Annotated in this window: 24 protein-coding genes and 1 tRNA gene; 20 read left to right on the top strand and 5 right to left on the bottom strand. The window is 63.9% G+C overall.

Features of this window, described 5'->3' with window-relative positions; all coding sequences use genetic code 11:
* The first annotated feature begins 181 nt into the window (after positions 1 to 181).
* Positions 182 to 1,228, top strand: a complete 1,047-nt coding sequence (locus D002_RS0105515; RefSeq protein ID WP_018140917.1) for a folate-binding protein YgfZ — start codon at positions 182 to 184, stop codon at positions 1,226 to 1,228.
* Between the two features lie 3 nt (positions 1,229 to 1,231).
* Positions 1,232 to 1,396 (top strand): hypothetical protein, encoded by a 165-nt coding sequence (locus tag D002_RS13795; protein ID WP_018140916.1) that lies wholly within the window; start codon positions 1,232 to 1,234, stop codon positions 1,394 to 1,396.
* 21 nt (positions 1,397 to 1,417) lie between these two features.
* On the opposite strand, the gene D002_RS0105505 is transcribed toward D002_RS13795, so the two are convergent.
* Genes D002_RS0105505 through D002_RS0105490 form a run of 4 tightly spaced genes read right to left on the bottom strand, consistent with a single transcriptional unit; the run spans position 1,418 to position 4,989 of the window.
* The gene (locus D002_RS0105505) at positions 1,418 to 2,851 is read right to left on the bottom strand and encodes an FAD-dependent oxidoreductase (RefSeq protein WP_018140915.1); all 1,434 of its coding nucleotides are present in this window, start codon (positions 2,849 to 2,851) and stop codon (positions 1,418 to 1,420) included.
* Positions 2,848 to 3,234, bottom strand: a complete 387-nt coding sequence (locus tag D002_RS0105500; RefSeq protein WP_018140914.1) for a DUF302 domain-containing protein — start codon at positions 3,232 to 3,234, stop codon at positions 2,848 to 2,850. Before D002_RS0105500 ends, D002_RS0105505 begins: the two co-directional genes overlap by 4 nt.
* A gap of 33 nt (positions 3,235 to 3,267) precedes the next feature.
* The gene (locus D002_RS0105495; RefSeq protein WP_018140913.1) at positions 3,268 to 4,407 is read right to left on the bottom strand and encodes an acyl-CoA dehydrogenase family protein; all 1,140 of its coding nucleotides are present in this window, start codon (positions 4,405 to 4,407) and stop codon (positions 3,268 to 3,270) included.
* Positions 4,408 to 4,440: 33 nt separating this feature from the next.
* A complete protein-coding gene (locus D002_RS0105490) occupies positions 4,441 to 4,989 on the bottom strand; it encodes an OsmC family protein (RefSeq protein ID WP_018140912.1) in 549 nt (182 codons plus the stop codon).
* 414 nt (positions 4,990 to 5,403) lie between these two features.
* On the opposite strand from D002_RS0105490, the gene D002_RS0105485 reads away from it, so the two are divergent.
* The 8 genes from D002_RS0105485 (at position 5,404) to cynS (ending at position 14,151) form a co-directional block, all read left to right on the top strand.
* Positions 5,404 to 6,258, top strand: a complete 855-nt coding sequence (locus tag D002_RS0105485) for an ABC transporter ATP-binding protein (RefSeq protein ID WP_018140911.1) — start codon at positions 5,404 to 5,406, stop codon at positions 6,256 to 6,258.
* Between the two features lie 39 nt (positions 6,259 to 6,297).
* Positions 6,298 to 7,581 (top strand): ABC transporter substrate-binding protein, encoded by a 1,284-nt coding sequence (locus D002_RS0105480; protein ID WP_018140910.1) that lies wholly within the window; start codon positions 6,298 to 6,300, stop codon positions 7,579 to 7,581.
* A complete protein-coding gene (locus tag D002_RS0105475; protein WP_018140909.1) occupies positions 7,578 to 8,417 on the top strand; it encodes an ABC transporter permease in 840 nt (279 codons plus the stop codon). The genes D002_RS0105480 and D002_RS0105475 overlap by 4 nt, the downstream gene beginning before the upstream one ends.
* 174 nt (positions 8,418 to 8,591) lie before the next feature.
* A complete protein-coding gene (locus D002_RS0105470; protein ID WP_018140908.1) occupies positions 8,592 to 10,232 on the top strand; it encodes a sigma-54-dependent Fis family transcriptional regulator in 1,641 nt (546 codons plus the stop codon).
* Between the two features lie 188 nt (positions 10,233 to 10,420).
* Positions 10,421 to 11,875 carry an ABC transporter substrate-binding protein gene (locus tag D002_RS0105465; protein ID WP_026181547.1) on the top strand — a complete coding sequence of 485 codons (1,455 nt, stop codon included), beginning with the start codon at positions 10,421 to 10,423 and terminating at the stop codon, positions 11,873 to 11,875.
* Between the two features lie 3 nt (positions 11,876 to 11,878).
* Positions 11,879 to 12,730: a nitrate ABC transporter permease gene (ntrB, locus tag D002_RS0105460; protein WP_018140906.1), complete on the top strand. Its 852-nt coding sequence runs from the start codon at positions 11,879 to 11,881 to the stop codon at positions 12,728 to 12,730.
* Between the two features lie 29 nt (positions 12,731 to 12,759).
* A complete protein-coding gene (locus D002_RS0105455; RefSeq protein ID WP_018140905.1) occupies positions 12,760 to 13,671 on the top strand; it encodes an ABC transporter ATP-binding protein in 912 nt (303 codons plus the stop codon).
* A 33-nt stretch (positions 13,672 to 13,704) separates the two neighbouring features.
* Positions 13,705 to 14,151, top strand: coding sequence for a cyanase (gene cynS, locus D002_RS0105450; protein WP_018140904.1), 447 nt, complete (start codon positions 13,705 to 13,707; stop codon positions 14,149 to 14,151).
* A 66-nt stretch (positions 14,152 to 14,217) separates the two neighbouring features.
* On the opposite strand, the gene D002_RS0105445 is transcribed toward cynS, so the two are convergent.
* Positions 14,218 to 14,293: transfer RNA gene (locus D002_RS0105445), tRNA-Ala, on the bottom strand.
* A gap of 264 nt (positions 14,294 to 14,557) precedes the next feature.
* Between D002_RS0105445 and D002_RS0105440 the strand changes: the two genes are divergently transcribed.
* The 10 genes from D002_RS0105440 (at position 14,558) to D002_RS0105395 (ending at position 26,435) form a co-directional block, all read left to right on the top strand.
* Positions 14,558 to 15,337: a 3',5'-cyclic-nucleotide phosphodiesterase gene (locus D002_RS0105440; RefSeq protein WP_018140903.1), complete on the top strand. Its 780-nt coding sequence runs from the start codon at positions 14,558 to 14,560 to the stop codon at positions 15,335 to 15,337.
* A gap of 119 nt (positions 15,338 to 15,456) precedes the next feature.
* Entirely contained in the window at positions 15,457 to 16,146 is a 690-nt protein-coding gene (gene phoB / locus D002_RS0105435) for a phosphate regulon transcriptional regulator PhoB (RefSeq protein ID WP_018140902.1), read from the top strand.
* A 55-nt stretch (positions 16,147 to 16,201) separates the two neighbouring features.
* Complete coding sequence (gene phoR, locus D002_RS0105430) at positions 16,202 to 17,545, top strand: phosphate regulon sensor histidine kinase PhoR (RefSeq protein WP_018140901.1); 1,344 nt, start codon at positions 16,202 to 16,204, stop codon at positions 17,543 to 17,545.
* Positions 17,546 to 17,844: 299 nt separating this feature from the next.
* Positions 17,845 to 18,813 carry a PstS family phosphate ABC transporter substrate-binding protein gene (locus tag D002_RS0105425; RefSeq protein ID WP_018140900.1) on the top strand — a complete coding sequence of 323 codons (969 nt, stop codon included), beginning with the start codon at positions 17,845 to 17,847 and terminating at the stop codon, positions 18,811 to 18,813.
* Positions 18,814 to 19,021: 208 nt separating this feature from the next.
* Positions 19,022 to 21,292 carry an ABC transporter permease subunit gene (locus D002_RS0105420; RefSeq protein ID WP_018140899.1) on the top strand — a complete coding sequence of 757 codons (2,271 nt, stop codon included), beginning with the start codon at positions 19,022 to 19,024 and terminating at the stop codon, positions 21,290 to 21,292.
* Between the two features lie 10 nt (positions 21,293 to 21,302).
* Positions 21,303 to 22,970 carry a phosphate ABC transporter permease PstA gene (gene pstA / locus D002_RS0105415; protein WP_018140898.1) on the top strand — a complete coding sequence of 556 codons (1,668 nt, stop codon included), beginning with the start codon at positions 21,303 to 21,305 and terminating at the stop codon, positions 22,968 to 22,970.
* Between the two features lie 348 nt (positions 22,971 to 23,318).
* Positions 23,319 to 24,149, top strand: coding sequence for a phosphate ABC transporter ATP-binding protein PstB (gene pstB, locus D002_RS0105410; RefSeq protein ID WP_018140897.1), 831 nt, complete (start codon positions 23,319 to 23,321; stop codon positions 24,147 to 24,149).
* 11 nt (positions 24,150 to 24,160) lie between these two features.
* On the top strand, positions 24,161 to 24,883 hold the full coding sequence (gene phoU, locus D002_RS0105405) for a phosphate signaling complex protein PhoU (protein ID WP_018140896.1): 723 nt from the start codon (positions 24,161 to 24,163) through the stop codon (positions 24,881 to 24,883).
* A gap of 67 nt (positions 24,884 to 24,950) precedes the next feature.
* A complete protein-coding gene (locus D002_RS0105400; RefSeq protein ID WP_018140895.1) occupies positions 24,951 to 25,547 on the top strand; it encodes a DsrE family protein in 597 nt (198 codons plus the stop codon).
* A 432-nt stretch (positions 25,548 to 25,979) separates the two neighbouring features.
* Entirely contained in the window at positions 25,980 to 26,435 is a 456-nt protein-coding gene (locus tag D002_RS0105395) for a glutathione S-transferase N-terminal domain-containing protein (RefSeq protein ID WP_018140894.1), read from the top strand.
* The last annotated feature ends 44 nt before the right edge of the window (positions 26,436 to 26,479 follow it).

The following is a 26,479-nucleotide window of genomic DNA, read 5'->3' as shown; positions in this document are numbered from 1 at the left end:
AGAACGGGAAGAAAGAGAAACAGGGCTGACACCCTGCAAACGGTTCGTCTACTATCGAGCCGCTTGGTTCAGCTTACCACCTCAGTCCAGGGCAGCGCTGCCTTGTCCGCACGCCCCGATACCCGATCATCGACCGGGTCCGGCGGCGCACGGCGGCGAGTGTTGCCACGGGAGATCTCCGATGCGCGAAGACTGGAAAAATCACTTGATCGATGCCGGGGCCGAGTTCGAGGAGGACGACCTCCTGCACTACGGCAATCCGGAGCGCGAACGGCGCATGGCCGTCAACGGCGAGGTGATCTGTGATCTCTCCCATCGCGGTCTGCTGGAGGTACGCGGCGACGACGCCACCGACTTCCTGCAGGGCCAGTTCGGCAATGACATCCGCGCGGTCGACCACCAGCACGGTCAGCTCTCCAGCTACGCGAGCCCCAAGGGCCGCGCCTACGCGGTGTTTCGGGTGCTGCGCACAGCCGACGGCTATCTGCTGGAGATGCCGGCCGATCGCGTCGATCCGGTCGCCAAGCGCCTGCAGATGTTCGTGCTGCGCGCCAACGTGATCATCGAACACGCGGGCGACTCGCGCATCCATTTCGGGTTCTCTGGCCCGGACGCCGAAAAGGAACTGCAAAATGCCCTGGGCATCTGCCCGGAAAGCCCCGAGGATGTCGCCGAGAAGGATGGCGTTACCGTCGTCCGAGTCCCGGGCCTGCACCCGCGCTTCGAACTGTTCGGCGAACTCGACGCCATGCGCAAGGCCTGGGATAGCCTGAACGTCCACGCCGCTCCGGTCGGCCCGCGCGACTGGGCACTGCTGGACATCCTCGCCGGCGTCCCGACGGTTGTCGAAGAGACCACCGAGATGTTTGTTCCGCAAATGCTGAACCTGCACGCCCTGGGCGCGATCAGCTTCGACAAGGGCTGTTATCCCGGCCAGGAAGTCGTGGCCCGCATGCACTACCTGGGTAAGCTCAAAAAACGCATGTTCCGCCTGGCGATCCACACTCAGACCCCACCCCAGCCGGGTTCCCCCGTATTCCAGGCCGCCGGTAATCCGGATCAGTCGGACGGCCAGATTGTCGCGGCGGAGTTACATCCGGACGGCCTGTATTCCGCACTGGCGGTCGTCCAGGTCGCCGCTGCCGAGACCGATTTGCACTGGGGCACACCGGATGGCCCGAAGGCTCAGATCGTCGAGCTTCCCTATGCCGTGCCGGAAGGAGCCTGACCGATGCGCTTCCTGTTCTTCTTTTTCGTCCTGATTCTGCTCGCGCTGTGGGCGGCCTTCTTCAGCCGCCCGGACAATCCAACGCTGTCCAACTGGCTGTATGCCCTGGCGGGTGTACTGGCCGTGCTGTTCCTGATCGGCTATCTGCGGCTCGACGGGGTCATCTGACCCCGCCTGCCGGGTGCATCGTCAGGACGCGAGTCGGGGCCGGTTATCCGCGGCCGACTCGCCCAGGCGCGTCTCCAGCTCGCGCACCCGTCGGGCCTGGTCTCCGGACAGGGCAAAGCCGACGAGGCGCCCTTCGGCGTGATATTCGAGATGACGCCCTGAGGCACCGCCTGCGATCTCGACCCAGTCACCACCCGCCGCCGACGGCGGACAGACATTGAGCGGCAGGCTTGCGGTCTTCACCTGGACGATCCCGGCATCCGGACGAAACACCGTGGGCTCGCCCGACAACGTGCGCGCCAGCGCAGCGGCCTGACCCCGCAGGGTTTCCACGTAGGGTCGCAGCTTCCCTTCGAACTCACAGCCATCCCCCAGGGCGTAGATCGACGTATCGGTGGTGCGCAGCAGTGCATCCACCTCGATACCCTGGTGACAGGCCAAGCCGATGCGCTCGGCCAGGTCCCGATTCGGCACCAGTCCCAGCGCGGTGATCACCACTTCGGCCTCAATGGCTTCGCCAGTGGCCAGCTGCAGCCGCTGGGTACCCTCGGCCACGCGCTCGATACGCTCAACCGTGGCCTCCATATGCCATTCCACACCCCGCTCGGCGAGCGCGTTTTGCAGGTCTTCCGCGAGTGCCCCTGGTAACAAACCGGACAGTGGCTGTGAAGCGCATTCGATCAGCGATACCGGGTACCCACCGGCGGCGAGATCATCCGCCAGCTCGCAGCCGACCAGTCCCGCCCCGACGATCGCCACACGGGTGTGGCTGGGGGCGCCATCCCGATCCTCAAGCGCCGACCGCAAAAGCCGGTAATCATCCAGCGTGTTCACGCTCAAAGGCGGCGCGGCATCGCCAGGAAACTCGATGCGCCGCGGGCGCGCCCCGGTCGCCAGGACCAGCTCGCCGTAGGGGATGCCCCCGCGTGCCGTAATCACCCGTTTCTGAGCACGATGAATATCCAGCACGCGAACAAACGGCATGAGTTCGACGCCCAACCGCGCCGCTCGAGACACACCGCGCTCCTCGACCAGATCCTCCACGGCCACCCCGCGCTCGACCGCGTTGGACAGCCGTGGCTTGCTGTAATAATCCCCCGAATCGGCGGTGAGCAGCCGGATTGTCCGGCGCGGATCGCGCTCACGCAGCGCCTCGGCCAGGGCCCATCCCGCCATGCCGCCGCCAATGATCACGACCGCATTCGGATCATCTGCACCACCGGTGGCACTCCAGGCCATGGCCGCCGCGCCCGCATCCGCCAGTTCGCCACGCGGTTCCAGCGCGGTGAAGTCGGCCTTGGTCACATTGCAGTCCGGGCAATACCAGTCGTCGGGGATATCCTCGAAACGGGTCCCGGGGGCGAGGCCGGAGTCCGGATCACCCTTCGCCTCGTCGTAGATGTAGCCGCAGACCTTGCAGATGTACCGCTTGAAATCGTCTTGTTCGTCGCTCATGACATCACCTCTTCCAGGGCATCCAGAACGGCCGCCAGCTTGGGATCCAGCTCGGCACCGATGGCGTCCAGCTGGGGGCTACCCCAGGGCGCAAACACCGAACTCGCGGGGCGAGTACGAACGTGAATCAGTCCCCCCTCCTCGGACACATGGATGCGCAGAGGAATGTCGATGCCCGCCGACTTGCAGGCCTCCCAGACCCGCACGGCGTAGGCAGGATGAAAGATCTCCAGGATCTGATCCGTCGGGACCTCGACACCAATCTTGGCGGCATTGGCCTGGCCATTGATGTGCGCGACCAGCTTCAAGCCCTGGTCTTCAATTGCGGCCTTGAGCTTCTCGACCACGGTTTCCGCATCGAGTCGGGTGGTGATTTCAAGCATCGGTCTATCCTTCGCGGTTCGGGTTGGGGGCACTCAGTGCGCGTGGATACGCGCCAGCTCCTTACGTAGGTGCTTGATCGCCGGGGTCACGATGGCGACAAAGTACGACTCGCGCAGCTTGCGCTGGGCCGCCGCGTTCGCCAGGTACCCGCGAGCACCGCAGTGCAACAGGGCCGACTGCGAGGCCCGCAGGGAAAGTTCGGATCCGGTGAGCCGCATTTGCAGTACGTCCGCAAAGAAGCTTTCGGAGTCGTCGAACGGGGTCTCGGACAGGGCGTAACAGGCCGCGCGGCCATCCTCCAGCGCCTCTTCCAGCTCCCCGACCTGGTCGTCCAGATAGCCGTTGACATGCGCCAGGGTCTCGTTCGACTCGCGCATGGTGCGAATGCAGCCGTCGATCAACCCCAGACCCATCCCCATTTGCAGCAGCACGAAGCCGGGACGGATGCGGCGGATGTACTCCGGAAGCGAATCCGCAAGAACATGCTCATCCGGTACGAAGACTCGATCGAAGTGGCAGCCGAAGGTGCGCGAACCTTCCAGCGCGGTGAACTCCGGGCAGGCGGTCAGGCTGAAGCCGGGATCGGAGCAGTTGATCAGGGCCATCACGGGGCGCGGGTTGGCGTCGGTCGTGCGGAAGATCGCGCCAAAGTAATGGTCCTCGCCCAGGTTGGAGACCCACGGCAGCGAGCCGGAGACGACGTAACCCCCGTCCACCCGCTCGGCGCTCAGCTTGAGGTCCTCGATGTTGGCGAACCATTTCATCGGGTTGGACAACGCGGTCGCACCCAGCGCCTCGGCATTGGCCAGCTTCGGCAATGCCTCGCGCTTCAGGGTGTCCGAAGCACTGTTCTCCACGTACCAGGCGCAGGCGTTCTGGCACCAGGCCACGAAGCCTGTCGTCATGCACTCCGCCGAGATCACCTCGGTTCCGCGGATCGCGCTGGCGATGTCGGTAGTCCCTGTCGCGTTCTGACTGGCCAGGTGGCGATTAAAGGCCCCGAGGCGTCCGGCCTCGCGGAGGAATTCTTCGGGGTACAGGCCCTCGCGGTCGATACGGGCGGTCAGCGGAGCCAGATCTCGCTCCACCAGCGCCTGCAGGGCCGCGTCGGCATCCGCCGGCCTTGCGGCCGGCGACACCCCCGTCACATCTTGAGTGCGGGTTTCAAGCATTGGGGTTTTCTCCCGTTGGGTTCAGAGCGCGGTTCAGCCGAGCTCGACGCTGACGTTCACCGGGTTACGCATGGTGTTGGCGACCGGGGACCAGAAGTCCGCATGAGCGACCAGGTCCTTCAACTGTTCTTCGCTGGCGTCGCCTTCCAGATGGGCCTTCACGCGGATGTCAGTGAAACCCAGACGCTTCGTCTGATCGGTGTCACCCACGCCCCAGACGGCAGTCACGTTGATATCCCCTTCCAGCGTCAGCTCCAGCTTGGTCAGGGTGATACCACGATCGATGGCATTTGCATGCATGCCGACCGACAGGCAGGCACCCAGGCTGGCCAGTACCGCCTCGGAGGGGTTCGGGGCGGTATCGTCACCCAGCAGGTGCGGCGGCTCGTCGATCACGTGGGCATCCAGATCGCGCACGTAGGTCAGGTTGCGGAACTTGCCCTCGCAGACCGTGGTGGCCTTCAAGGTCACGATGCTCTCGGGGTTGGCCTTGCCCTTGGTGGCCAGATTGTTCAGGCCGTCCTGATCAATCGGTTCCAGGGCGTTCATGGACAAGGAAGTGGTGGCTTCGGCTACGGACATGGTTTGGCTCCTCACATTTGGGATTCGATGAAGCCCGGCGTTCGACCGGGTCGCCCAATCCAGTGCAGAAGCCGTGCCAAAACCGTGCAGACCGCAGCATGAAGCCGTTTCGCCGCAAATCGCTTCCAAAGCCGTCCGCCCAAACAGGACAATTCGTCCCATTTGTTCAACCGCGTCGGACACTTTGTCCGCTTTGTCCGCCCTGGACGAGCCCGCCACCGACCACGCGGTGGTTCGGCTTCATGACCGCAACCACCCCTATTCGGCTTCAAGACGCGATTTCAACCCCTTTATCCAAACAATCTCCGGTCCCCGGTGCGGGTTTGGCACGCTGCTTGTAAGGAACCTCTGTGAACGCGCCGTCGGCTCACGAGATCCGCCGGCTCATGAACGCAAGGTCAAGAGGGAATCGCCATGGGCGCCGCCATCTCCATCGACTACATCACCCATCACTATCCCGGGCAGGAACAGCCAACCCTGAAGGACATCCAGGTGCAGGTCGCACCGGGCGAGACCATCGCCCTGATCGGCCAGAGTGGCTGCGGGAAATCCACCCTGCTGCACATGCTTGCGGGGCTGCTCATCCCCAGCGACGGCTGCGTGCGCATCAACGGGCATCAGGTCATCAAGCCCAGCCCGCGCTGGAACATGATGTTCCAGAAGCCTTCGCTCTATCCCTGGATGACCGTCCGCAAGAACGCCTCGCTAGGCCTGATCTTTCAGGGGCGCAAGCGCGACATGCAGTCCCGCATCGACAGCCTGCTGGAGACCGTCGGCCTGACCGAGAAGGCCGAGGTCAACGTGCAGTCCCTGTCCGGTGGCCAGCAGCAACGGGTCGCCCTGGCCCGCAGCCTCGCCACAGACCCCGAGCTCTTGTTGCTGGACGAGCCGTTCTCGGCCCTGGATGCCTTTACCCGCGTCGCCTTGCAGGACGAGGTCGTACGCCTCGCCCACGAACGCGGGATCTCCGTGGTGTTCGTCACCCACGACATCGAGGAGGCCGTTGCCATGGCCGACCGCGTCCTCGTCATGGGCTCCAACCCCGGAACCATCACAGCCGAACTGAAGGTGGATATCGCCCACCCACGCAACCGGAACAGCCAGGCCTTCGTCGACCTCAAGGCCGAACTAATGGGGTACTTCGGCGCGACTCGCACCGCGGCCACCGCCGAAAGCAGCACCGGAGAAACCGAAACCACGCCGGACGACGACGCTGGCGAGGACAAGAGCAAGACCGAGCATTCCAGCGCCCGCGTGCGCGCCGCCTGATCCAACGCCATCACCGACCCTGACCGAGGAATTGCCACCATGTGCAACTGCGACAATCACCACGACATCGACCGCGAACTGGACCAGCTGCTGGATCGCAGCTTTTCCCGCCGCAACTTCCTGCGCACCGCCGCTGTGGGTGGTCTGGCCGGTACCGGCCTGGCCATGCCGGGCTCTCTGTTCGGCGTTGAACCCGACGCCCTCGAAGAACCCGATAACATCGTTCGCGACTTCGACGGAGTGGTCCGCATCGGCTACATCCCGATCACCGACGCCGCGGCCCTGCTGGTCGCCCACTCCGAGGGTTATTTCGAGGACGAAGGCCTGGAGGTCGCCGACCCGACCCTGATCCGGGGCTGGTCGCCGCTGATCGAGTCCTTCGCCTCCAACCGCTTCAACCTGGTGCATCTGCTCAAGCCCATCCCCCTGTGGATGCGCTATCAGAACGACTTCCCGGTGAAGATCATGTCCTGGGCGCACACCAACGGTTCCGCCGTGGTCACCGGACGCCACGTAGACGTGCAGTCGTTCTCCGACCTGGGCGGCAAGAGCGTCGCGGTCCCCTACTGGTACTCCATGCACAACGTCGTGATGCAGATGGCCTTGCGCGATGCCGGCCTGACCCCCGTGATCCGCGACCAGGGCGCCGCGCTCGAGTCGCACGAAGTCAACCTGATGATCATGCCGCCGCCGGACATGCCCCCGGCCCTGGCCGCCCGTTCTATCGATGCCTACATCGTCGCCGAGCCCTTCAATGCCGCTGGCGAACTCCTGGCGCGTGGGAACGTACTGCGCTTCACCGGTGACATCTGGAAGAACCACCCCTGCTGCGTGGTCTGCATGAACGAGCGCCTGACCGAACGCGAGCCGGAGTGGACCCAGAAGGTGATGAACGCCGTGGTCCGCGCCCAGGGCACCATTCAGGAAGACAAGAAGAGCATCGCCACCATGCTGTCGCGGGATGGCAAGGGTTACCTGCCCATGCCCGCCAATGTGGTCGAACGCGCCATGACCCACTACCACGACGAAAGCACCTACGCCGACAGCGGCGCGATCCGGCATCCCGAATGGGAGAACGGGCGCATCGATTTCTCCCCGTGGCCCTACCCATCCGCCACCAAGATGCTGGTGGGCGCAATGAACGAGACCCTGGTCGGCGGCGACACCCGGTTCCTGGACGACCTTGATCCGGACTTCGTCAAGGACGACCTGGTCAACTATGAGTTCGTGCGCAAGGCCATGGAACAACACACCGCGTGGCAGGGCGCGCCCGGCGTCGACATGGATTCGCCCTTTGACCGCGAGGAGGTGGTGGTCCTATGAACCGCGAAGCCACGCTCTCCGTCGACCCCACAACCGTGGAGCGGCTGATGCCGCTTCTGCGGTTCGCCGACCGCGCCCGCCGGGCACTGCAATACCCGGCACTGGGGATCGCCGGCCTGTTCGCCCTGTGGTACTGGGGCGGCTGGGCCATCGCCAACAACGAGGACACGATGGCCTTTGCCAGCTTCGCCCCCGGGCCCACGCTGGCGGCCTTCTGGGAGCTTGTCAGCACTGGCAACGTCTGGTCCCCGATCGAGTCCAGCCTATATCGCGTGGGTTGGGGCCTGGCCTATGCAATCGCCATCGGCGTCCCGCTGGGGGTAATGATCGGCTACTTCCTGACCCTGAAGCAGGTCACCCATGTGCCGTTCCAGTTCCTGCGCATGATCTCGCCGCTGGCCTGGATGCCGATCGCGGTGCTGGCCTTCGCCACCTGGGACGCGGCCATCATCTTCCTGATCGCCATTGCCGCCGTCTGGCCCATCACCTACGCGACCGCGCATGGCGTGCAACGTATTGACCCGACGTGGCTGAAGGTCGGCAACAACCTGGGTGCCAACCCGTATCACACCCTGCGTTATATCGTGATGCCCGCGATAGCCCAGGATGTCTTCGCCGGGATCCGCCTGGCGGTCGGGGTGGCCTGGATCGTCCTGGTACCGGCCGAATACCTGGGGGTGACCTCCGGCCTGGGCTATGCGATCAACGACGCCCGCGACACCCTTGAGTACGACAAGCTTGCCGCCATCGTCCTGGTGATCGGCATCATCGGCTACATGCTGGACGCGATCTGTGTACGGCTCATCAAGCGCAGCAGCTACCACGCACAAGGCTGATGCATCCGGTGTGGTCGGGGCTACCCCGGCCACACCTTTCTTGTTTTTCGCCACCGTCCGGTGCAACACCCGCCCCATCGCAATGCACAAGCACCACAATCGCGCCTGCTGGCGATGGAACAACGGGCCGCAACCCGTGTTCGCCGCTGGCAAGTTTTCTGCATGCCCCCTTGTATGACACTGGAGACCTCCACAGAGCACGCCAGCCCCGATCTGGCCACCCGTGAACAGGAGATCACCCTCCTGCTGGAAGTCGCCAAGCTGATGGGACGCTCCGGCGACCCGGACGCCGCCATATATCGCATCCTCGGGATGATGTCGCAGCTGCTGGGCCTGAACCGGGGCCGAGTCCTGCTCCCGGACCCCGATAGCGGCCAACTGCGCATTCGACACGCCTACGGCCTGACCGATGCCGAACGCGCCCGTGGCAGCTACAGCCTCGGCGAAGGTGTGACCGGCCGCGTCATGAAGACGGGTCAGATTGCGCTGATCCAGGACATCGACAACGAACCGGAATACCTCGCCCGCGCCATCGACCGCTCTACCCTGCCGCAGGAGACGGTCGCCTATATCGCGGTACCCATCGTCCAGGACGAACACGCAATCGGCGTGCTCGGCGTGCATCGCCTGCGCCGGCGCACGCGCCAGTTCCAGGACGACCTGAATCTTTTACGGGTGGTCGCCAGCATGATCGGCCAGGTCCTGCGCATCCATCAATTGATTGCCGAACGCACCGCCGAACTGGTCTCCGAGAATCGTTATCTGAAAAGCGCGTTGGATACCCAGGGCGGCCAGTACGGCATCCTCGGCGAAAGCCCCGCACTGCGCCATGTGCTCAAGCAGGTCCACCGCATCGCGGATACCCAGGCGACTGTGCTGGTCACTGGGGCCTCGGGCACGGGCAAGGAGAAGATTGCGCGCATGATCCACCGGATCAGCCAGCGCAATGCCAAGCCCTTCATCTCCATTAACTGCGCCGCGATCCCCGCCGACCTGCTCGAATCCGAATTGTTCGGGCACGAAAAGGGCGCGTTCACCGGCGCCTCCAGCGCCAAAGTCGGCAAGATCGCCCTGGCCGACGGTGGCACGCTGTTCCTGGACGAGATCGGGGACATGCCCGAGGCACTGCAGTCGAAGATCCTGCGCGTGCTACAGGAACGCGTCGTACAACCCATCGGGGGCAATCGGGATCTACCGGTGGATGTCCGCATCATCGCCGCTACCCACCAGAATCTGCAAGCCGCGGTGAACGCCGGGCACTTCCGTCTGGACCTGTTTTATCGGCTCAACGTGATCCCGCTACACATGCCCGCCCTGCGCGACCGTTCCAGTGATATCCGCCTGCTGACCCGCCACTTCCTTGACCGTTACACCCATCTGCATGGCTGGAACGTGGTCGTCGACGATGGCGTACTGGAGCGCCTGGAAGGCTTCGACTGGCCGGGCAATATTCGCCAGCTGGAGAACGTACTGGAACGGGCCGTGCTGCTATCCACCGACGGACGCATCGGCACCCCGTTGATTGACGAAATCCTGCATGAGGAGTCGCGCATCAGCCCCTTCGAGTCCGAAACCCGATCGCCCCCCGCGGAGGCACCATCGGCGGGCACAACGGGCCAAACCATGCCCTCTTCCAGCGCAATGCGCACCGACATAGTGCGCCCCTATCAACGAGTCAATGCCTCCGAAGCGGAACGCCTGAAGCAGGCGATCGTGCAAACCGGCGGGAACAAGACCCGCGCCGCCATGGCCCTGGGCCTGACGCCGCGCCAGTTGCGTTACCGCCTGAAAAAACTCGGCATAGAAACGACTTAGCGCACCTCCTACTCGGAACGTGGACGTTTCGTCCACTTTGTTTGGATTGACGTCAAAGCGTCTGCTCATTTTTGATCCTCGTCCGCGCGTCTGTACGTTTCCCGGGTGTTGGCATGGCACCTGCAAAGACCCTCGACATGCGCGGCAAAGAAGCCCGCAACGATTCGACACACGAGGAGAGCAAACCCATGCCGACCAAGAGCCTTCACGACCCGTTTGACGCCAATGCCGATCTGCGCCACGGCTCCAGTTGCCGCCACGGCCACACCAGCCCCGGTAGCTGCAGCTGCTTCGATACGGCCTCCCCGGACCTGGAAGAAAAGCTGGAACGCCGCGCGACCCACGATCCCGTGGCGGCCGAGGCCCACACCACCGGAGAAGACCTGAGCGACGAGGCCATGGTCGACCGCGCGGTCGAAAGCGCCATCGTCCGCGGGATGTTCGGACATAATGAGATCAATCGCCGCCGCTTCCTGCAGATGATCGGAGGCGGCACCGTCGCCGCGGCTCTCGGCTCTGTCCTGCCGCTGGACAAGGTGAAGGCCGCCATCAAGGACGGCGGGCCGCTCGAGAAGACCAAGCTGCGCGTCGGTTTCGTGCCGATCACCTGCGCGACCCCGATCATCATGGCGCACCCGATGGGCTTCTACGAACGCCAGGGTCTGGATGTCGACGTGATCAAGACCGCAGGCTGGGCGGTGGCCCGCGACATGTCGCTGTCCGGCGAATACGACGCCTCGCACATGCTCTCGCCGATGCCGCTGTCGATGACCCTGGGATCGGGCTCTTCGCGCGAGCACTACATCATGCCGGCGGTGGAAAACATCAACGGCCAGGCCATCACCCTGCACAACAAGCACAAGGACAAGCGGGACCCGAAGGACTGGAAGGGCTTCACCTTCGCCGTGCCCTTCGAGTACTCCATGCACAACTTCCTGCTGCGCTACCTGGTCGCCGAGCACGGGCTGGACCCGGATCGCGATATCAGCATCCGCGTCGTCCCGCCGCCCGAGATGGTGGCCAACCTGCGCGCCGAGAACGTCGACGGCTACCTGGCCCCCGACCCGTTCAACCAGCGCGCGGTCTGGGACGGGATCGGCTTCATCCACATGCTCACCAAAGAGATCTGGGACGGCCACCCGTGCTGCGCCTTTGCCTGCTCGGCGGCCTGGGCGGAAGAGCATCCGAACACCTTCGGGGCCCTGTTCCGTTCCCTGATTGAGGCCACGCAGTACAGCTCGGACATCAACAACCGGGCCGAGATCGCCGAGGCCATCTCCCCGCGTGCATACCTCAACCAGCCGCAGTCGGTGGTGGAACAGGTCCTGACCGGGCGCTACGCGGACGGTCTGGGCGAGGTCAAGAACGACCCGCACCGGATCGACTTCGATCCCTTCCCCTGGCACTCGATGGCGACCTGGATTCTCACGCAGATGAAGCGCTGGGGCTACGTGGATCGCGACTTCGACTACAACCAGCTGGCCGAAGACGTATTCCTCGCCAGTGAGTGTGCCGAGGTCATGGCCGAGCTAGGATACGAAGCCCCCAGCGACACCTACAAGAACTTCGAGATCATGGGCAAGGTGTTCGACTACACCGACCCGGAAGGCTATCTCGACAGCTTCGAAATCCGCAGGAGCTAAGCCATGTTGAGTAATCTCAACTTCCGCGCAACGCTACTTTCGATCGCCATTCTGGTGCTCTTCCTGGGCGTGTGGCAGCTTGCCACCGCCCCGGAGGCATTGATCCCGCAACAAGGCGAACTAAGCGAGTACGAACAGCTGATGGGCGCCGGTACGGACCGCAGAAGTTCGAGCAGCGGCATCCCGGCACCCACCGAAGTGTTCGCTCACGCCTTCAGCGAGCTGAGCAACCCGTTCTACGACGCGGGCCCGAACGACAAGGGCATCGGCATCCAGCTGGCCTACTCGATCTACCGGGTCCTGCTGGGCTTCGCCCTGGCCGCTCTGATCGCCATCCCGTTCGGCTTCGTGATCGGTATGTCGCCCCTGCTGAACAAGGCCTTCGATCCGTTCATCCAGGTGCTCAAGCCGATCTCGCCGCTGGCCTGGATGCCGCTGGCCCTGTTCGTCATCCGCGACTCGAACATCTCGGCGATCTTCGTGATCTTCATCTGTTCGATCTGGCCGATGCTGGTGAACACCGCCTATGGCGTGGCCTCGGTCCGTAACGACTGGCTGAATGTAGCCAAGACGCATCAGCTGTCCAAGGTCCGCACCGCGTTCACGGTGATCCTGCCCGCCGCGGCCCCGACCATTCTGACCGGCATGCGCATCTCCATCGGCATCGCCTGGCTGGTCATCGTCGCCGCCGAGATGCTCGTGGGTGGTACCGGCATCGGCTACTACATCTGGAACGAGTGGAACAACCTCGATCTTGCCAGCGTGATCTTCGCGATCCTGATGATCGGCGTAATCGGCTTCCTGCTGGATGCCTCCCTCGCGCAGGCCACCAAACTTGTGCGCTACGCCGACTGAGTCGGCGCAGCCCAACCAGGAGTAAAAACATGAGCAAGGGATTCCTCGAAATCGAGAACCTGAGCCAGCGCTTCCCGCAACCTGACTCGCCGGACCTGATGACGGTCTTTGAGGGCGTCGACCTCGGGATTGAAAAAGGCGAGTTCGTCTGCCTGATCGGCCATTCAGGCTGCGGTAAATCCACCATCCTGAACGTGCTCGCCGGCCTGGCCACGCCCACCGACGGCAACGTGATCATGGATAACAAGGAGATCAAGGGCCCGAGTCTCGATCAGGGTGTGATCTTCCAGAACCACAGCCTGCTGCCCTGGCTGTCGGCACGCGACAACGTGATGTTCGCGGTACGTGCTCGCTGGCCGAACTGGAGCAAGGCCAAACGGCTGGAACACGCCGAGAAATACCTGAAGATGGTCGGCCTGGACGATGCGATGGACCGCAAGCCGTCGCAACTCTCCGGCGGCATGCGCCAACGCGTCGGGATTGCCCGGGCATTCGCCATCGAACCCAAGTTGCTGCTCATGGACGAGCCGTTCGGGGCCCTGGACGCCCTGACCCGAGGCGTGATCCAGGAAGAGCTGCTGAAGATCTGGTCGGAGACCCATCAGACCGTCTTCATGATCACCCACGACGTGGATGAAGCGATCCTGCTAGCCGACCGCGTGCTGCTGATGACCAACGGCCCGCATGCCCAGGTCGCCGAGTCGGTCAAGATCGACATCCCGCGCCCACGCACACGGGCCACGCTGCACCAGGAAGAGGCCTACTACCCAATCCGAAACCATCTGGTCGACTTCCTCGTCGAGGGCGCCAAGGTGATGTCTGCCAAGGCTCAGGAAGCGGCCGCGCGTGGTGACAATCCGCGCCACAGCCCGCGCAGCGTCAATCCGGCCAACCCCGAGGCCAACCCCGAACCGGGCCCGCGCATGGTCCGCGCGGTCTAGCCCCCTTTATCCATCGCATTCAAGGAGCACATGATGAGTCTCAGCAAGAGCGCCATGACCACCACCATCCTGGAGGCCAAGGAGAACCGCGACACCACCTGGGCCGAGATTGCCAAGGCCACCGGCCTGCACGAGGTCTACGTGACCTCCGCCTGCTACGGCATGAACCACCTGGAAACGGACCAGGCCGACAAGCTCGTCAGCTTCCTCGGCCTCGGGCCGGAGGTCTCACAGGCACTCCAGGTCTTTCCGCACAAGGATTGGGACAAGACCATTCCCACTGATCCGGTGCTCTACCGCTTCTACGAGGCGATCAACGTCTACGGCGACACCATGAAGGCGCTGATCCACGAGAAGTTTGGCGACGGCATCATGAGCGCGATTGACTTCACCATGGACATCGACAAAGTCGAAGATCCGAAGGGTGACCGCGTGAAGATCACCTGGAACGGCAAGTTCCTGCCCTACAAGAGCTGGTAGGTTGTTAAGAGCCGACACCTGAAACCAAAAAAAGGCCTGCAAAAGCAGGCCTTTTTTCTTGAATCCTGGTGGAGCGGAGGAGGATCGAACTCCCGACCTTCGCATTGCGAACGCGACGCTCTCCCAGCTGAGCTACCGCCCCTTCAGAAGCTGCGCATTCTAGCAACTCCACCTGTTAGCGGGAAGCCCCGGCCGCGCAAAGTCCATCGGTACAGGATTCACTCGTCCTACCGCTCAACCGAATGCCCTTTTCGCGTGACCCATCACGGAACTGGAGCCTGGACCCGGTCTAGCATACCGATATGTCCGTCACCCACTTTCAGCGTTCCGGGGCGAGCGGCCCTGGCCTCCGGTTTATGTCGGGGGCCGCAGGTGCACCCGAAATGGGACTGGACGACGATCACCCATGAGCCTCTCCGTTCGCATCCTCGGCGCCAGTGGGGGAATCGGTCCAGGTCGGCGTACCACCTCGATCCTGATCGATGACGATATCCTCATCGACGCTGGCAGTGGCGTGGGTGATCTAACGCTGGAAGAACTGCGGCGGATTCGCCACGTCTTTCTGACCCACTCGCACCTGGACCATATCGCCTTTCTGCCGATGCTGGCGGACATGGTCTACAGCCCGAACGCCGAGCCCATTCACGTGCATGGGCTCCCAGCAACCCTGAAGGCCCTCTGCGATCACGTGTTCAATTGGGTCATCTGGCCGGATTTCACCCGGCTACCCCGACCCGATCAACCGTTGATCCGCCTGGAGTCGTTACAGCCGGATCAGATCCTTCACGTCGACCAACGCGAGCTACGGGTGCTACCCGCGCGCCACACAGTCCCGGCGGTTGGCTATAGCGTGACCAACAGCGACGGCGCGGCCTTCGCCTTTAGCGGCGACACCACCTCCTCCAGCAAGCTCTGGCCTGCCCTCAACGCCATGCCCAATCTCGACCTGTTGATGATCGAGACGGGGCTGCCCGACGAGATGGAAGGCATGGCGGACCTGGCCAAGCACTACACCCCGCAACACCTGGAAGAGGATCTGGCCCTGCTGGAACACCGCCCGCGCATTGCCATTACCCATCTCAAACCAGGTCACGAACAAGCCATACGTCAACAATTGGCGCGTTCGCCCCACCACGACGGCATGATCTTCCTCCACGGGGACGAGCGCTTCGTCCTCGGCAGTTAAATCCGCGTCTCCCTAGAATCGGTCTTCTATCCATTCCACGGCTATCCAACGTCCGTGCGTTCACATGGCTGTAACATGGCTGTTATCTAATGCCGACCAGGCAATCACGAGGCGAGGCCATGGCCACTCGAATTCTGCTGGTTGAGGATGACGCGGCTATCCGCGAGATGCTACAGCTGCCGTTCCAGAAGGCTGGCTACGACGTGCGTGAAGCGGGCGATGTCCGCAGTGCCAAGTCTTTGCTTCTGGAAGACCCACCCGATTTGATTTTGCTGGACTGGATGCTGCCCGATATCAGCGGCATTGACTGGGCACGCACCCTGAAGACCAGCGCGGTCACCAAGGACATTCCTCTGATCATGCTGACCGCTCGCGGCGAAGAAGAAGACCGTGTGCGTGGTTTGGACGTGGGCGCCGACGACTATGTGACCAAACCGTTCTCCCCACGCGAACTGGTCGCCCGCATGAAGGCCGTTCTGCGGCGCACCTCGCCCACCACCAGCGAGGAACCCATCGAGGTCGAAGGGCTGCGCCTGGACCCGATTTCGCACCGCATCACCGGCAACGGTGAACCACTCAGCATGGGTCCCACCGAATACAACCTGCTGCATTTCTTCATGACCCATCAGGACCGGGTATTCAGCCGGGAACAACTCCTCGACAAGGTCTGGGGTACGAATGTTTACGTAGAAGAACGCACGGTGGACGTGCATATCCGTCGCTTGCGCAAAGCGTTGACCGACACCGGCCACGACCACCTTGTGCAAACCGTCCGCGGCTCGGGGTACCGTTTCTCGCAAACGCCGTAATCGGCTCCCGATGTTTGTACACTCATCGGTATCTACTTGAGCTCCGGCGGTTCCCGTGCAGCCACGCAATACCTGGCCCGACATCCTCATTACCAGCCTGCTGATCGCGCTGCCGATCCTGTTGCTTGGCTGGGCCACGGGCCAGTTCTGGCCTACCGTGGCCTTCCTGCTCGGCGCCGCACTGGCCTGGAACATCGCCAACCTGATGTGGCTGGAGACTTGGCTGCGGCGCGGCGGGCGCGCCGAACCACCAGACGTGCGCGGCCTTTGGGGGGTGATCTTCGATCACCTCTACCGCCGCCGCAAACGCCACGAGAACCGGGTCCACCGCCTGCGCCAACTGCTGGAGCGCTACCGCGAATCCGCTCGCGCGATGCCGGACGCCGTCGTCATCCTCAACGATGACCTGCGCATCGAATGGGTCAACGACATGGCCTGCCAACTACTGGGGCTGCACTGGCCCCGGGACGAGGGGCAGCGCATCACCCACCTGCTGCGCCACCCGGAATTCCTCGCCTTCATGGAACGCGCCCGCGAATCCCTGGCCCGCGTCACCGTCCCCTGCCCACTGGACAGCGAGCGTCAGCTGGAGATGCGCATGCTCCCCTATGGCGATGCGCAGTACCTGTTGCTGGCCCGGGACACCACCCACCTTCACCGGCTTGAGGTGATGCGGCGCGACTTCATTGCCAATGTCTCGCATGAGCTACGCACCCCACTCACCGTGCTCTACGGCGTCACCGAAAGCCTTGAAGACGAGTTGGGGGAACAGCCGCAACTGACGCGCTCGGTCCAGATGCTGCGTGAACAGTCCGAACGCATGAAACTGCTGGTGGATGACCTGCTACTGCTATCACGCCTGGAGACGGGCGAAACCACCGGCCCGCAGGACTGGTTCAACCCATATCCGATGCTCAATAAACTGATCGAAGAGGCTCGCCTCCTTTCGGGCAGCGAGGCACACCAGATTGAACTGCAGGCGGACCCGGAACTGGAGTTCCGGGGCAACCCGGACGAACTGCGCTCCGCCTGCGCGAACCTGCTGTTCAATGCCGTGAAATACACCCCCGGCGGGACCACAATTACCCTGCGTTGGCGCCGTGATCCAGACGGGGCCCGGCTGATCGTTGAGGATGCCGGCCCTGGGATTGCCAGTCATCACCTGGGCCGCCTCACCGAGCGCTTCTACCGCGTGGATGCGGGGCGCACACAGTCCCGCGGCGGCACCGGGCTCGGGCTGGCGATCGTCAAGCATGTGCTCGCACGCCACGATGGCCACCTCGCAATCGAGAGCCAGGTCGGCCAAGGCAGCCGCTTCACTTGTCTGTTCCCCCTGAGCCGTACCCGCCACGGAGAAGCCCCAGACCGGTCCAGTCAGGCAGACCCGGCGGGCGCCTGACGGTCATCCGCAAGGCTCCCGACCCGCGGTCCCTTAGGACCGATTGCCGCGTCGCTGCGCTCCTCGCAATGACCGCTACAGCGCCATGTCATTGCGAGCGCAGCGAAGTAATCCATCGGGGATCGCCCGAGCCTGGCCGAACCCCTATCCCCGATCGCTGCGCAGGCGTAGTGGCCCACCACATGTCACATGCCTGTCACGTGCGCGTCACCGAACTGCAAGCAAGCCTCCCGATAATCCTCCATCAAGGACCGACCGGGTCCGAGCAACCTTTCAAGCAAGCACCAGGGAGTACACCTATGCTGTTCAAGCGCACCATTCTCGCCGCCGCCGCGGCCGCCGCCCTCGCCATCACCCCGGCGATGGCCGAAGTCGATGCCGACATCCCGGCCTACGAGTCGGTCTCCGGTATCTCCGGCAACCTGTCGAGCATCGGCTCCGACACCCTGAACAACCTGATGACGCTGTGGGCCGAGGAGTTCCAGAACTTCTACCCGAACGTCAACGTCCAGATCCAGGGCGCCGGCACCTCCACCGCGCCGCCGGCCCTGACCGAAGGCACCGCCGACTTCGGCCCGATGTCGCGCATGCCGCGTGACAGCGAACACGCCGAGTTCGAACAGCGCCACGGCTACGAGATGACCGCCGTTCCGGTCGCGATCGACACCATCGCCGTGTACGTGAACCGCGATAACCCGATCGAAGGCCTGACCCTCGAGCAGACCGATGCGATCTTCTCCTCCACCCGTCGCTGCGGTGGCGCCGAGGACATCACCCGCTGGGGCCAGGTCGGCCTGGATGGTTCCTGGGACAACCGCGACATCACCATCTACAGCCGTAATGCGGTCTCCGGTACCTATGGATTCTTCCGCCAGCATGCCCTGTGCGACGGTGACTTCAAGGATTCGGTCAACGAACAGCCCGGCTCCGCCTCGGTGGTCCAGGGTGTCTCCGAGTCCCTGAACGGTATCGGCTATTCCGGCATCGGCTACATGACGTCCGGCGTTCGTGCCATCCCGCTAGGCGAGAACGAGGGCGAGTACTTTGAGCCGAACGCCGAAAACGCCTCCACCGGCGACTACCCGCTGGCCCGCTTCCTCTACGTGATGGTCAACAAGCACCCGGAAGACGGCCTGACCCCGCGCGCGGCCGAGTTCCTGAAGATGGTGCTGTCGAAGGAAGGCCAGGAAGTCGTGGTGCGTGACGGGTTCATCCCGCTGCCCGCCTCCGTGGCCGAACGCGAGCGCAAGAACCTCGGCCTGGAATAAACCAGGTCAGTTGCCGGCCATCTTCGGATGGTCTGAACCGGGCCCCTCGCGGGGCCCGGTTTTTTTGTGGCCGTTGCATGCGCCCAGGCGCCACAACCTGCCATCCAGCGTTCAATCGTCCGTCATATTGCTGTCACGTTTTTGTCACGAAGCACCCGTAGCATTCCCGCCAGTTCCACCCTACACCTGCCGCATCAGGGGACCCTGAATGTCCAGCCTTACCGCAACCACGACCCTCGGTCGCTTCCAGCGCTGGCGCCGCGCCAAGGATCACACCGCCCGCTACACCATCGGCTTTTTCGGTGTGGCCGTGATCGGCGCGCTCACCCTGATGTTCGTGTACCTGGCCAGCGAGACGCTGCCCATGTTCCAGGGGGCCACACTGGAACCGCGCACCGAATACGCGGCCCCAGGCGGCGCCGACACCCAGACCATCCATCTCGCCGTGAACCGCCACCGCGAGATGGCCGTGCGCCTGACCGAGGACCGCCGTGCTCTCTTCTTCCGCCCCTACAGCGGCGAGATCGTGAACGAGGAGGCACTTCCGATACCGGAGGATGTGCAGGTTACGAGCTTCAGCGCAGCCGAGCCGCGCACGCGCCTGGTGGCCGCCGGCCTGGACAACGGCCAGGTGCTGGCCATCGAGTACGAATACAACGAACGTTTCAGCCCCGAGGGTCGCCTGTACGACCCAGGTCTGGTGTATCCGCTGGGCGATGAGGACTCGGCCCTGCTGGACGTCGATGATGAGGGCCGCGCCATCTCGGTCGTCGGGGTGCAACGCGGTTCCAGTGGCATCCGTATAGCCGCCGCAACGGAAGATGGCGACCTCAAGCTGGTGCGCTTCGAGGAACGCACTTCGATGATGACCGGCGAGACCGAGGTCCGACGCTCCGCCTACGACCTGCCCTCGCTCCCGGAGGGCGCCACGCCGACCCGCATCCTGCTGGATATCACCGGCCGCCACATGCTGGTCGGCGACGACCAGGGGCAGCTGCACTTCTTCGACATCAACAACCCCTCGCGCGCCAGCCTGGTCGACAGCAAGCGCGTCATCCGCGGCGACGATGCCAAGGTGACCTCGCTGGAATACCTACTGGGCACGGTCTCCATCATCGTCGGTGGATCTGACGGCACGGTCGCGCAGTACATGCTGGTGCGCGACGACGACAACGTGAACCGCATCACCCGGGTGCGCGATTTCCCGTCGCACGCCGGCCCGATCCGCAACACCCAGCCGGAGTACATCCGCAAGGGCTTCCTGACCGCCGACGACCGCGGCGAGGTCAAGATCCACTATTCCACTTCGCAAAGGACCCTGATCGAACGTCAGATCACCGACCAGCCGCTGCATCGGGTGTATGTCGACCCGCGCAACCGCCTGCTGATCGGGATCGACGACCACGAGACCTGGCACCTGCAGGACCTCTCCAACCCGCACCCGGAGGTCTCCTTCCATGTGCTTTGGCAAAAGGTCTGGTACGAAGGCCGTTCCGGGGGTGACTACGTCTGGCAGTCGTCCTCGGCCACGGACGAGTTCGAGCCGAAATTCTCGCTGGTACCCCTGACCATCGGCACTATCAAGGCCGCGTTCTACGCGATGCTGTTCGCCACCCCGCTGGCGATCATGGGCGCGATCTACAGCGCCTATTTCATGTCGCGGCGCATGCGCAGCATCACCAAGCCCTCGATCGAGCTGATGGAGGCGCTGCCGACTGTCATCCTCGGCTTCCTCGCCGGGCTGTGGCTGGCCCCCTTCATCGAGGCCAACCTGCCGGCGATCGCCAGCATCCTGATCCTGATGCCGCTGGGCATGCTGGTCGCCGCGTTCCTGTGGACACGGGCGCTGCCGGAGAGCCTGCGCAACCTCGTACCCGCTGGCTGGGAAGCCGCGATCCTGATCCCCGTGATTCTGGCCATCGGCTGGTTCTCCGTGTCCATGAGCCCGCTGATCGAGGTCTGGATGTTCAGTGGAGATGCCCGCCAGTGGCTGACCGACCAGGGCATCACCTATGACCAGCGCAATGCGCTCGTGATCGGCATCGCGATGGGCTTCGCGGTCATCCCGACCATCTACTCGATCTCCGAGGACGCGGTCTTCAACGTGCCCAAACACCTGACCCAGGGCTCGCTGGCCCTGGGCGCCACCCCGTGGCAGACGGTGGTGCGCGTAGTGCTGCTGACCGCCAGCCCCGGGATTTTCTCGGCGGTGATGATCGGCTTCGGCCGCGCGGTGGGCGAGACCATGATTGTACTGATGGCCACCGGCAACTCGCCGGTGGTCAACTTCAACATTTTCGAGGGCATGCGCACGCTCTCCGCGAACATCGCGGTGGAGATGCCGGAGGCCGCCGTCGGCAGCACCCATTTCCGCATCCTGTTCCTGGCCGCCCTGGTCCTGTTCGCGCTGACCTTTGCGGTAAACACGGTCGCCGAGATCGTGCGCCAGCGCCTGCGCCAGAAATACAGCTCCCTTTGAGGCATACCCGATGAATCGTTGGTTCAAATCCGGCACCCCGTGGATCTGGCTGAATGCTGGAGCGGTCGCTGCCTCACTGGTGATGGTCTTCGGCCTGATCCTGATGATCGCCGTGAACGGTCTGTCCTTCTTCTGGCCCTCCGAGGTCATCGAATTCGAATACCAGACCGAGCAGGACTCCGAGCCCCGACGCGTCATGGGCGAGCTGCAGCGCTCCGAGACCATGACCGCCCAGGCCATGCGCGACGCCGGCTTCACCGTGCCGGAAGGCCAGGACATCGTGGTCCGCCACCTGATCAAGCGTGGCAATCGTGACCTCGACAGCCGCGACTTCCAGTGGTACCTGGACGACTTCATGTCCGAGTGGGAACGCCCGCGCGACGTCGTCGTGCTGGAGCGCCTGCAGTGGGGCGATTTCTTCGGCTATATCCGCGAATACCAGGAGGACGGCGAGACCGTCGCCGAGGGGGCCGAGGCGCGGACCGCGTTCGAGGAACGCATGCCGCAGACCCGCGAACTGGTCCAACAGATCCAGCGTATCGAGCGCATCGAGATCGGCCGGGTCAACTTCGATCTCGAACGCCTGCGCATCGCCCAGCGCGGCGTGGAGCGGGCCGAAGAGCTGTCGCTGGAGGAACGCGGCCAGCGGCAGGAAGAACTGGAGGCCGAACGCGAGGAGCTGGACGCCCGCTACGCCGAACTGGAGGCCGAACGCAACGCCCTGCGCGACGAACTGGCCCGCTTTGCGATCGTGCTGGAGACCGCCGACGGGCAGCACGCGACCATCCCGCTGTCACGCATCGTGAATGCCTGGTGGCCGAACGACATGAGCGTGCCGGCCAAGCTGCGCCACTATGTCGTCGCCTTCTGGGACTTTATGACCGGCTTCCCGCGCGAGGCCAACACCGAGGGCGGCATCCTGCCGGCGATCTTCGGCACCGTGCTGATGGTCATCCTGATGTCCATCGTCGTCACCCCGTTCGGCGTGCTCGCCGCGATCTACCTGCGCGAATATGCGAAGCAGGGCCCACTGGTGCGCACCATCCGTATCTCGGTGAACAACCTCGCCGGGGTGCCGTCGATCGTGTTCGGCGTGTTCGGGCTAGGCTTCTTCGTCTACCTGATCGGCGGCAACATCGACCAGATCTTCTTCCGCGATGCACTGCCCTCGCCGACCTTCGGCTCGCCCGCGATCATCTGGGCTTCGCTGACGCTCGCACTACTGACCCTGCCGGTGGTGATCGTCTCCACCGAGGAAGGACTGACCCGCATCGGCGCCAGCATCCGTCACGGCTCGCTGGCGCTGGGCGCAACCAAGGCCGAGACGCTGTGGCGCCTGATCGTGCCGCTGTCGGCCCCGGCGATGATGACCGGCCTGATCCTCGCGGTCGCCCGCGCCGCCGGCGAAGTGGCCCCGCTGATGCTGGTGGGTGTGGTCAAGCTGGCCCCGACCCTGCCGCTGGACGGCAACTTCCCCTATCTGCACCTGGACCGCGCGTTCATGCACCTGGGCTTCCATATCTTCGACGTCGGCTTCCAGAGCCCGAACGTCGAGGCCGGACGCCCGCTGGTCTACGCCACCGCCCTGGTGCTGGTGATGCTGATCATCGTGCTCAACCTGACCGCGATCTCGATTCGCAACTACCTGCGCGAGAAGTACCGCGCCGACAGCGACTGAGGCACGCGATGCACAACGTGCCTCACACACCCCGTCATTGCGAGGCCCCGCGGGGGCCGCGGCAACCTCGTGACGCAAGCGCGACGCCCGTCCTGGCTCACGTCGGGGTCGACCACGGAGATCGCCACGCGCCTGCGGCGCTCGCGATGACGGTGCTGTTTCCCCGTCATTGCGAGGGTCCGCAGGACCCGTGGCCATCTCCCAACGCAACTCCGACGCCTGCCCCGAGTCGCGTCGAGGTCGACCACGCCGATCGCCACGCGCATGCGGCGCTCGCGATGACCATGCTTTTCCGTACCGTCGCGATCACGCGATGTGTCGAACCCTGTTCCCCATGGAGTACCCGAGATGAGTGATTCCCAGACCCACAGCGTCAACGTGGCCCAGAATACGCAGGCCCACCGTGGTCTGAGCCTGGATCGCGAGGACATCTGCCTGACCGCCGAAGGCCTGAAACTGTTCTACGGCGAGGACCAGGCCCTGAAGGGCCTCGACATCCGCATCCCGAAAAACCGCATCACCGCGTTCATCGGCCCCTCGGGCTGCGGCAAGTCGACCTTCCTGCGCTGCTTCAACCGCATGAACGACCTGATCGATGCTGCCCGCATCGAAGGGACGATCCGGCTCGACGGCGACGACATCTACGAAAAGGCGGTGGACGTACCGGAGCTGCGCCGCCGCGTCGGCATGGTGTTCCAGAAGCCCAACCCATTCCCGAAGTCCATCTACGAGAACGTCGCCTACGGTCTGCGCCTGCAGGGCGTGAAGAATCGCCGACGCCTGGACGAGGTGGTGGAAAAGTCGCTCAAGCGTGCCGCGCTGTGGGACGAGGTGAAGGATCGCCTGCACGAGAACGCCTTCGGCCTGTCCGGCGGCCAGCAGCAGCGCCTGGTGATCGCCCGCGCCATCGCGATCGACCCCGAGGTCCTACTGCTGGACGAGCCCTGCTCCGCGCTGGACCCCCTGGCCACGCTAAAGATCGAGGAGCTGATGATCGAGCTGAAGAAGGACTATACGCTGGTCATCGTCACCCACAACATGCAGCAGGCTGCGCGCGTGTCCGATTACACCGCCTTCATGTACATGGGCGAACTGATCGAATACGCCGACACCGACACCCTGTTCACCTCGCCTGCCAAGAAGCAGACCGAGGACTACATCACCGGTCGCTTCGGCTGAGGACACGCACCATGGACAAGACCTTCTTCAAACAGCATATCTCGCAGCAGTTCAATGCGGAGCTCGAGGACATCATCAAGCAGGTGATGGCCATGGGTGGCCTGGTCGAGCAGCAACTCGCCGATGCCGTCCACGCCATGGTCGAGGGGGATGTCGAACTCGCTGAAAAGGTGATGACCTCGGACTACCAGGTCAACGCCAAGGAAGTCGAGATCGACGAGGAGTGCACTCACATCCTCGCGCGGCGCCAGCCCACTGCCTCCGACCTGCGCCTGGTGATCGCGGTGATCAAGACCATTACCGACCTGGAGCGCATGGGCGACGAAGCCGAGCGCGTGGGCCGTATGGGTCTGCACCTGCTGGACGAGGACCGCAACAGCGCCCCGATGGCGGATATCGCCAGCATGGGGGAACACGCCCGCGAGATGACCCGTGGCGCCCTCGACGCCTTCGCCCGCATGGACGTGGATCAAGCCGTGCGCGTCGCTCAGCTCGACATCCAGATCGACAGCCTGTACGAGACCATCACCCAGAAACTGATGAAGCAGATGACCGCTTCGCCGGACTCGGTACCGCGCCTGATGGACATCATCTGGGCCACCCGATCCCTGGAACGTATCGGCGACCGCGCACGCAATATCTGCGAGTACGTCGTCTACTTCGTTAAGGGCAAGGACGTGCGCCACACCAGCTACGACCAGATGGCCGAGCAAGCCACCGGCGACCGCCACTGATTGGAGTCCATCGCAGAAAGGACGCGGTCGTTTGCGTCCTGAACACGCGCCCGATTGAATAGGGGGCATGAGCCCACATCGACTCGCCAGTATATTTTCCACCCGCCTCGGCGGGCTTGTGACCCTGTGTCTGTTCGTCCTGCCCGCACTGGCGGCCGACCCGCTCAGCGCCCCCGACGCTACACCCGAGGGCGAACCCTCGGACGCCATTCTCGAACTCCTGAAGCGAGACGAACTCCCCGAGGGCGTGGTCTTCGAGATTATCGAGAATGACCGCGCGGCGCTCTCCGCGCTACTGCCCGAGATCCGGGCCAACATCGCCCGGCTGCGCGATCACGATCCCGACTATCCGGTCGCCGTTGTGGCGCACGGCGCGGAGCAGTTCAGCCTGACTCGCAGCGAAGCGGCCCAGCACCCAGGCCTGCATTCCGAGGTGGAGGCCCTGGTCCGCGACGAGGGCGTAAACGTCGCGGTCTGCGGCACCTTCGCTGACTGGCGCGGTCTGGAGGCCGATGCCTTCGCCGACTTCGTCGAAGTCGCCGACCTCGCACCCGATCGCATTGATGACTATCGCGAACTCGGCTTCGAGATCATCCGCCTGCGCCCCTCCCTTCTCGACGCCCCCGAAGAAGACCCCTGGCAATTCGACTTCGGCACCCCCTGATCCTTCATCTAAGGGGCTTTTTCACCACGAAGCGCACGAAGGCACGAAGGCACGAAGAAGGGCCAGGTAAAAAGCGATTCACAGGAAGGCTGGAAGATCGGAAGGATAGATCGGGCAGGACCGCCCGGAAACCCGCCGAAACCAGGGTCCGGCTCGCGCCCCTGTAGGAGCGGACTTGCCCGCGAATCCCACGCCCACTCGAGCACCAGCCTTCCCACCTACCCTCTCCGGCGGGCCTGGCCAGTTCCAATTCCACATCACGTCCCCTGCCCCTCTTACCTTCTTCTTGTAGATGCTTTTTCGCCCTTGACCTGGCCCTTCTTCGTGCCTTCGTGCCCTTCGTGGTGAAAAACGCCCTTGACCCAGCATGACTAACGCTACAGGGGATCGGGGTGTTGTATTGGGCGCGGGTTGCTGTGGCATTCTTCGGCCATGCGATTTCTGATCCGATGGTTCTTCCGTGGCGTACGCCTGCTGCTCACCCCGTTCATGCTGATCGGCGAGCGCCTGTCGCGCCCGCGTGGAATCGAGCGTGACCCGGCGGACCAGGCCAAGGTCGATGAGCAGACGCGCCAACTCGCGCTTTATCACTTCCCCGCATGCCCGTTCTGCATCCGCGCACGGCGAACCATGCAGCGTCTCTCGCTGGATATCGAGTTACGCAACGCGCAGGCCGCCGGCGCGTGGCGCGAGGAACTACAAAGTGAGGGCGGCAAGCTGCAGGTACCCTGCCTGCGCATCCAGGAAGCCGACGGGAGCGTCCGCTGGCTGTACGAGTCGGACGCGATCGGCCAGTACCTGCGTGAACGCTTCGACCCCAACCACGGAGATGGCCACTCCAATCGCTCTTCGAATGACACCACCGTGTCTGGGGATAGCCGCGCCTGAAGCCCCGCGCAGCTGCGACGCCCTCGACCGTGGGGCCCGCCCTG

The organism is Thioalkalivibrio sp. ALJ7 (assembly GCF_000376865.1).
In the GTDB taxonomy this organism is placed as follows: Bacteria; Pseudomonadota; Gammaproteobacteria; order Ectothiorhodospirales; family Ectothiorhodospiraceae; genus Thioalkalivibrio.
The sequence above is the reverse complement of the archived record's forward strand: the minus strand, read 5'-3'. Positions and strand labels throughout refer to the sequence as shown.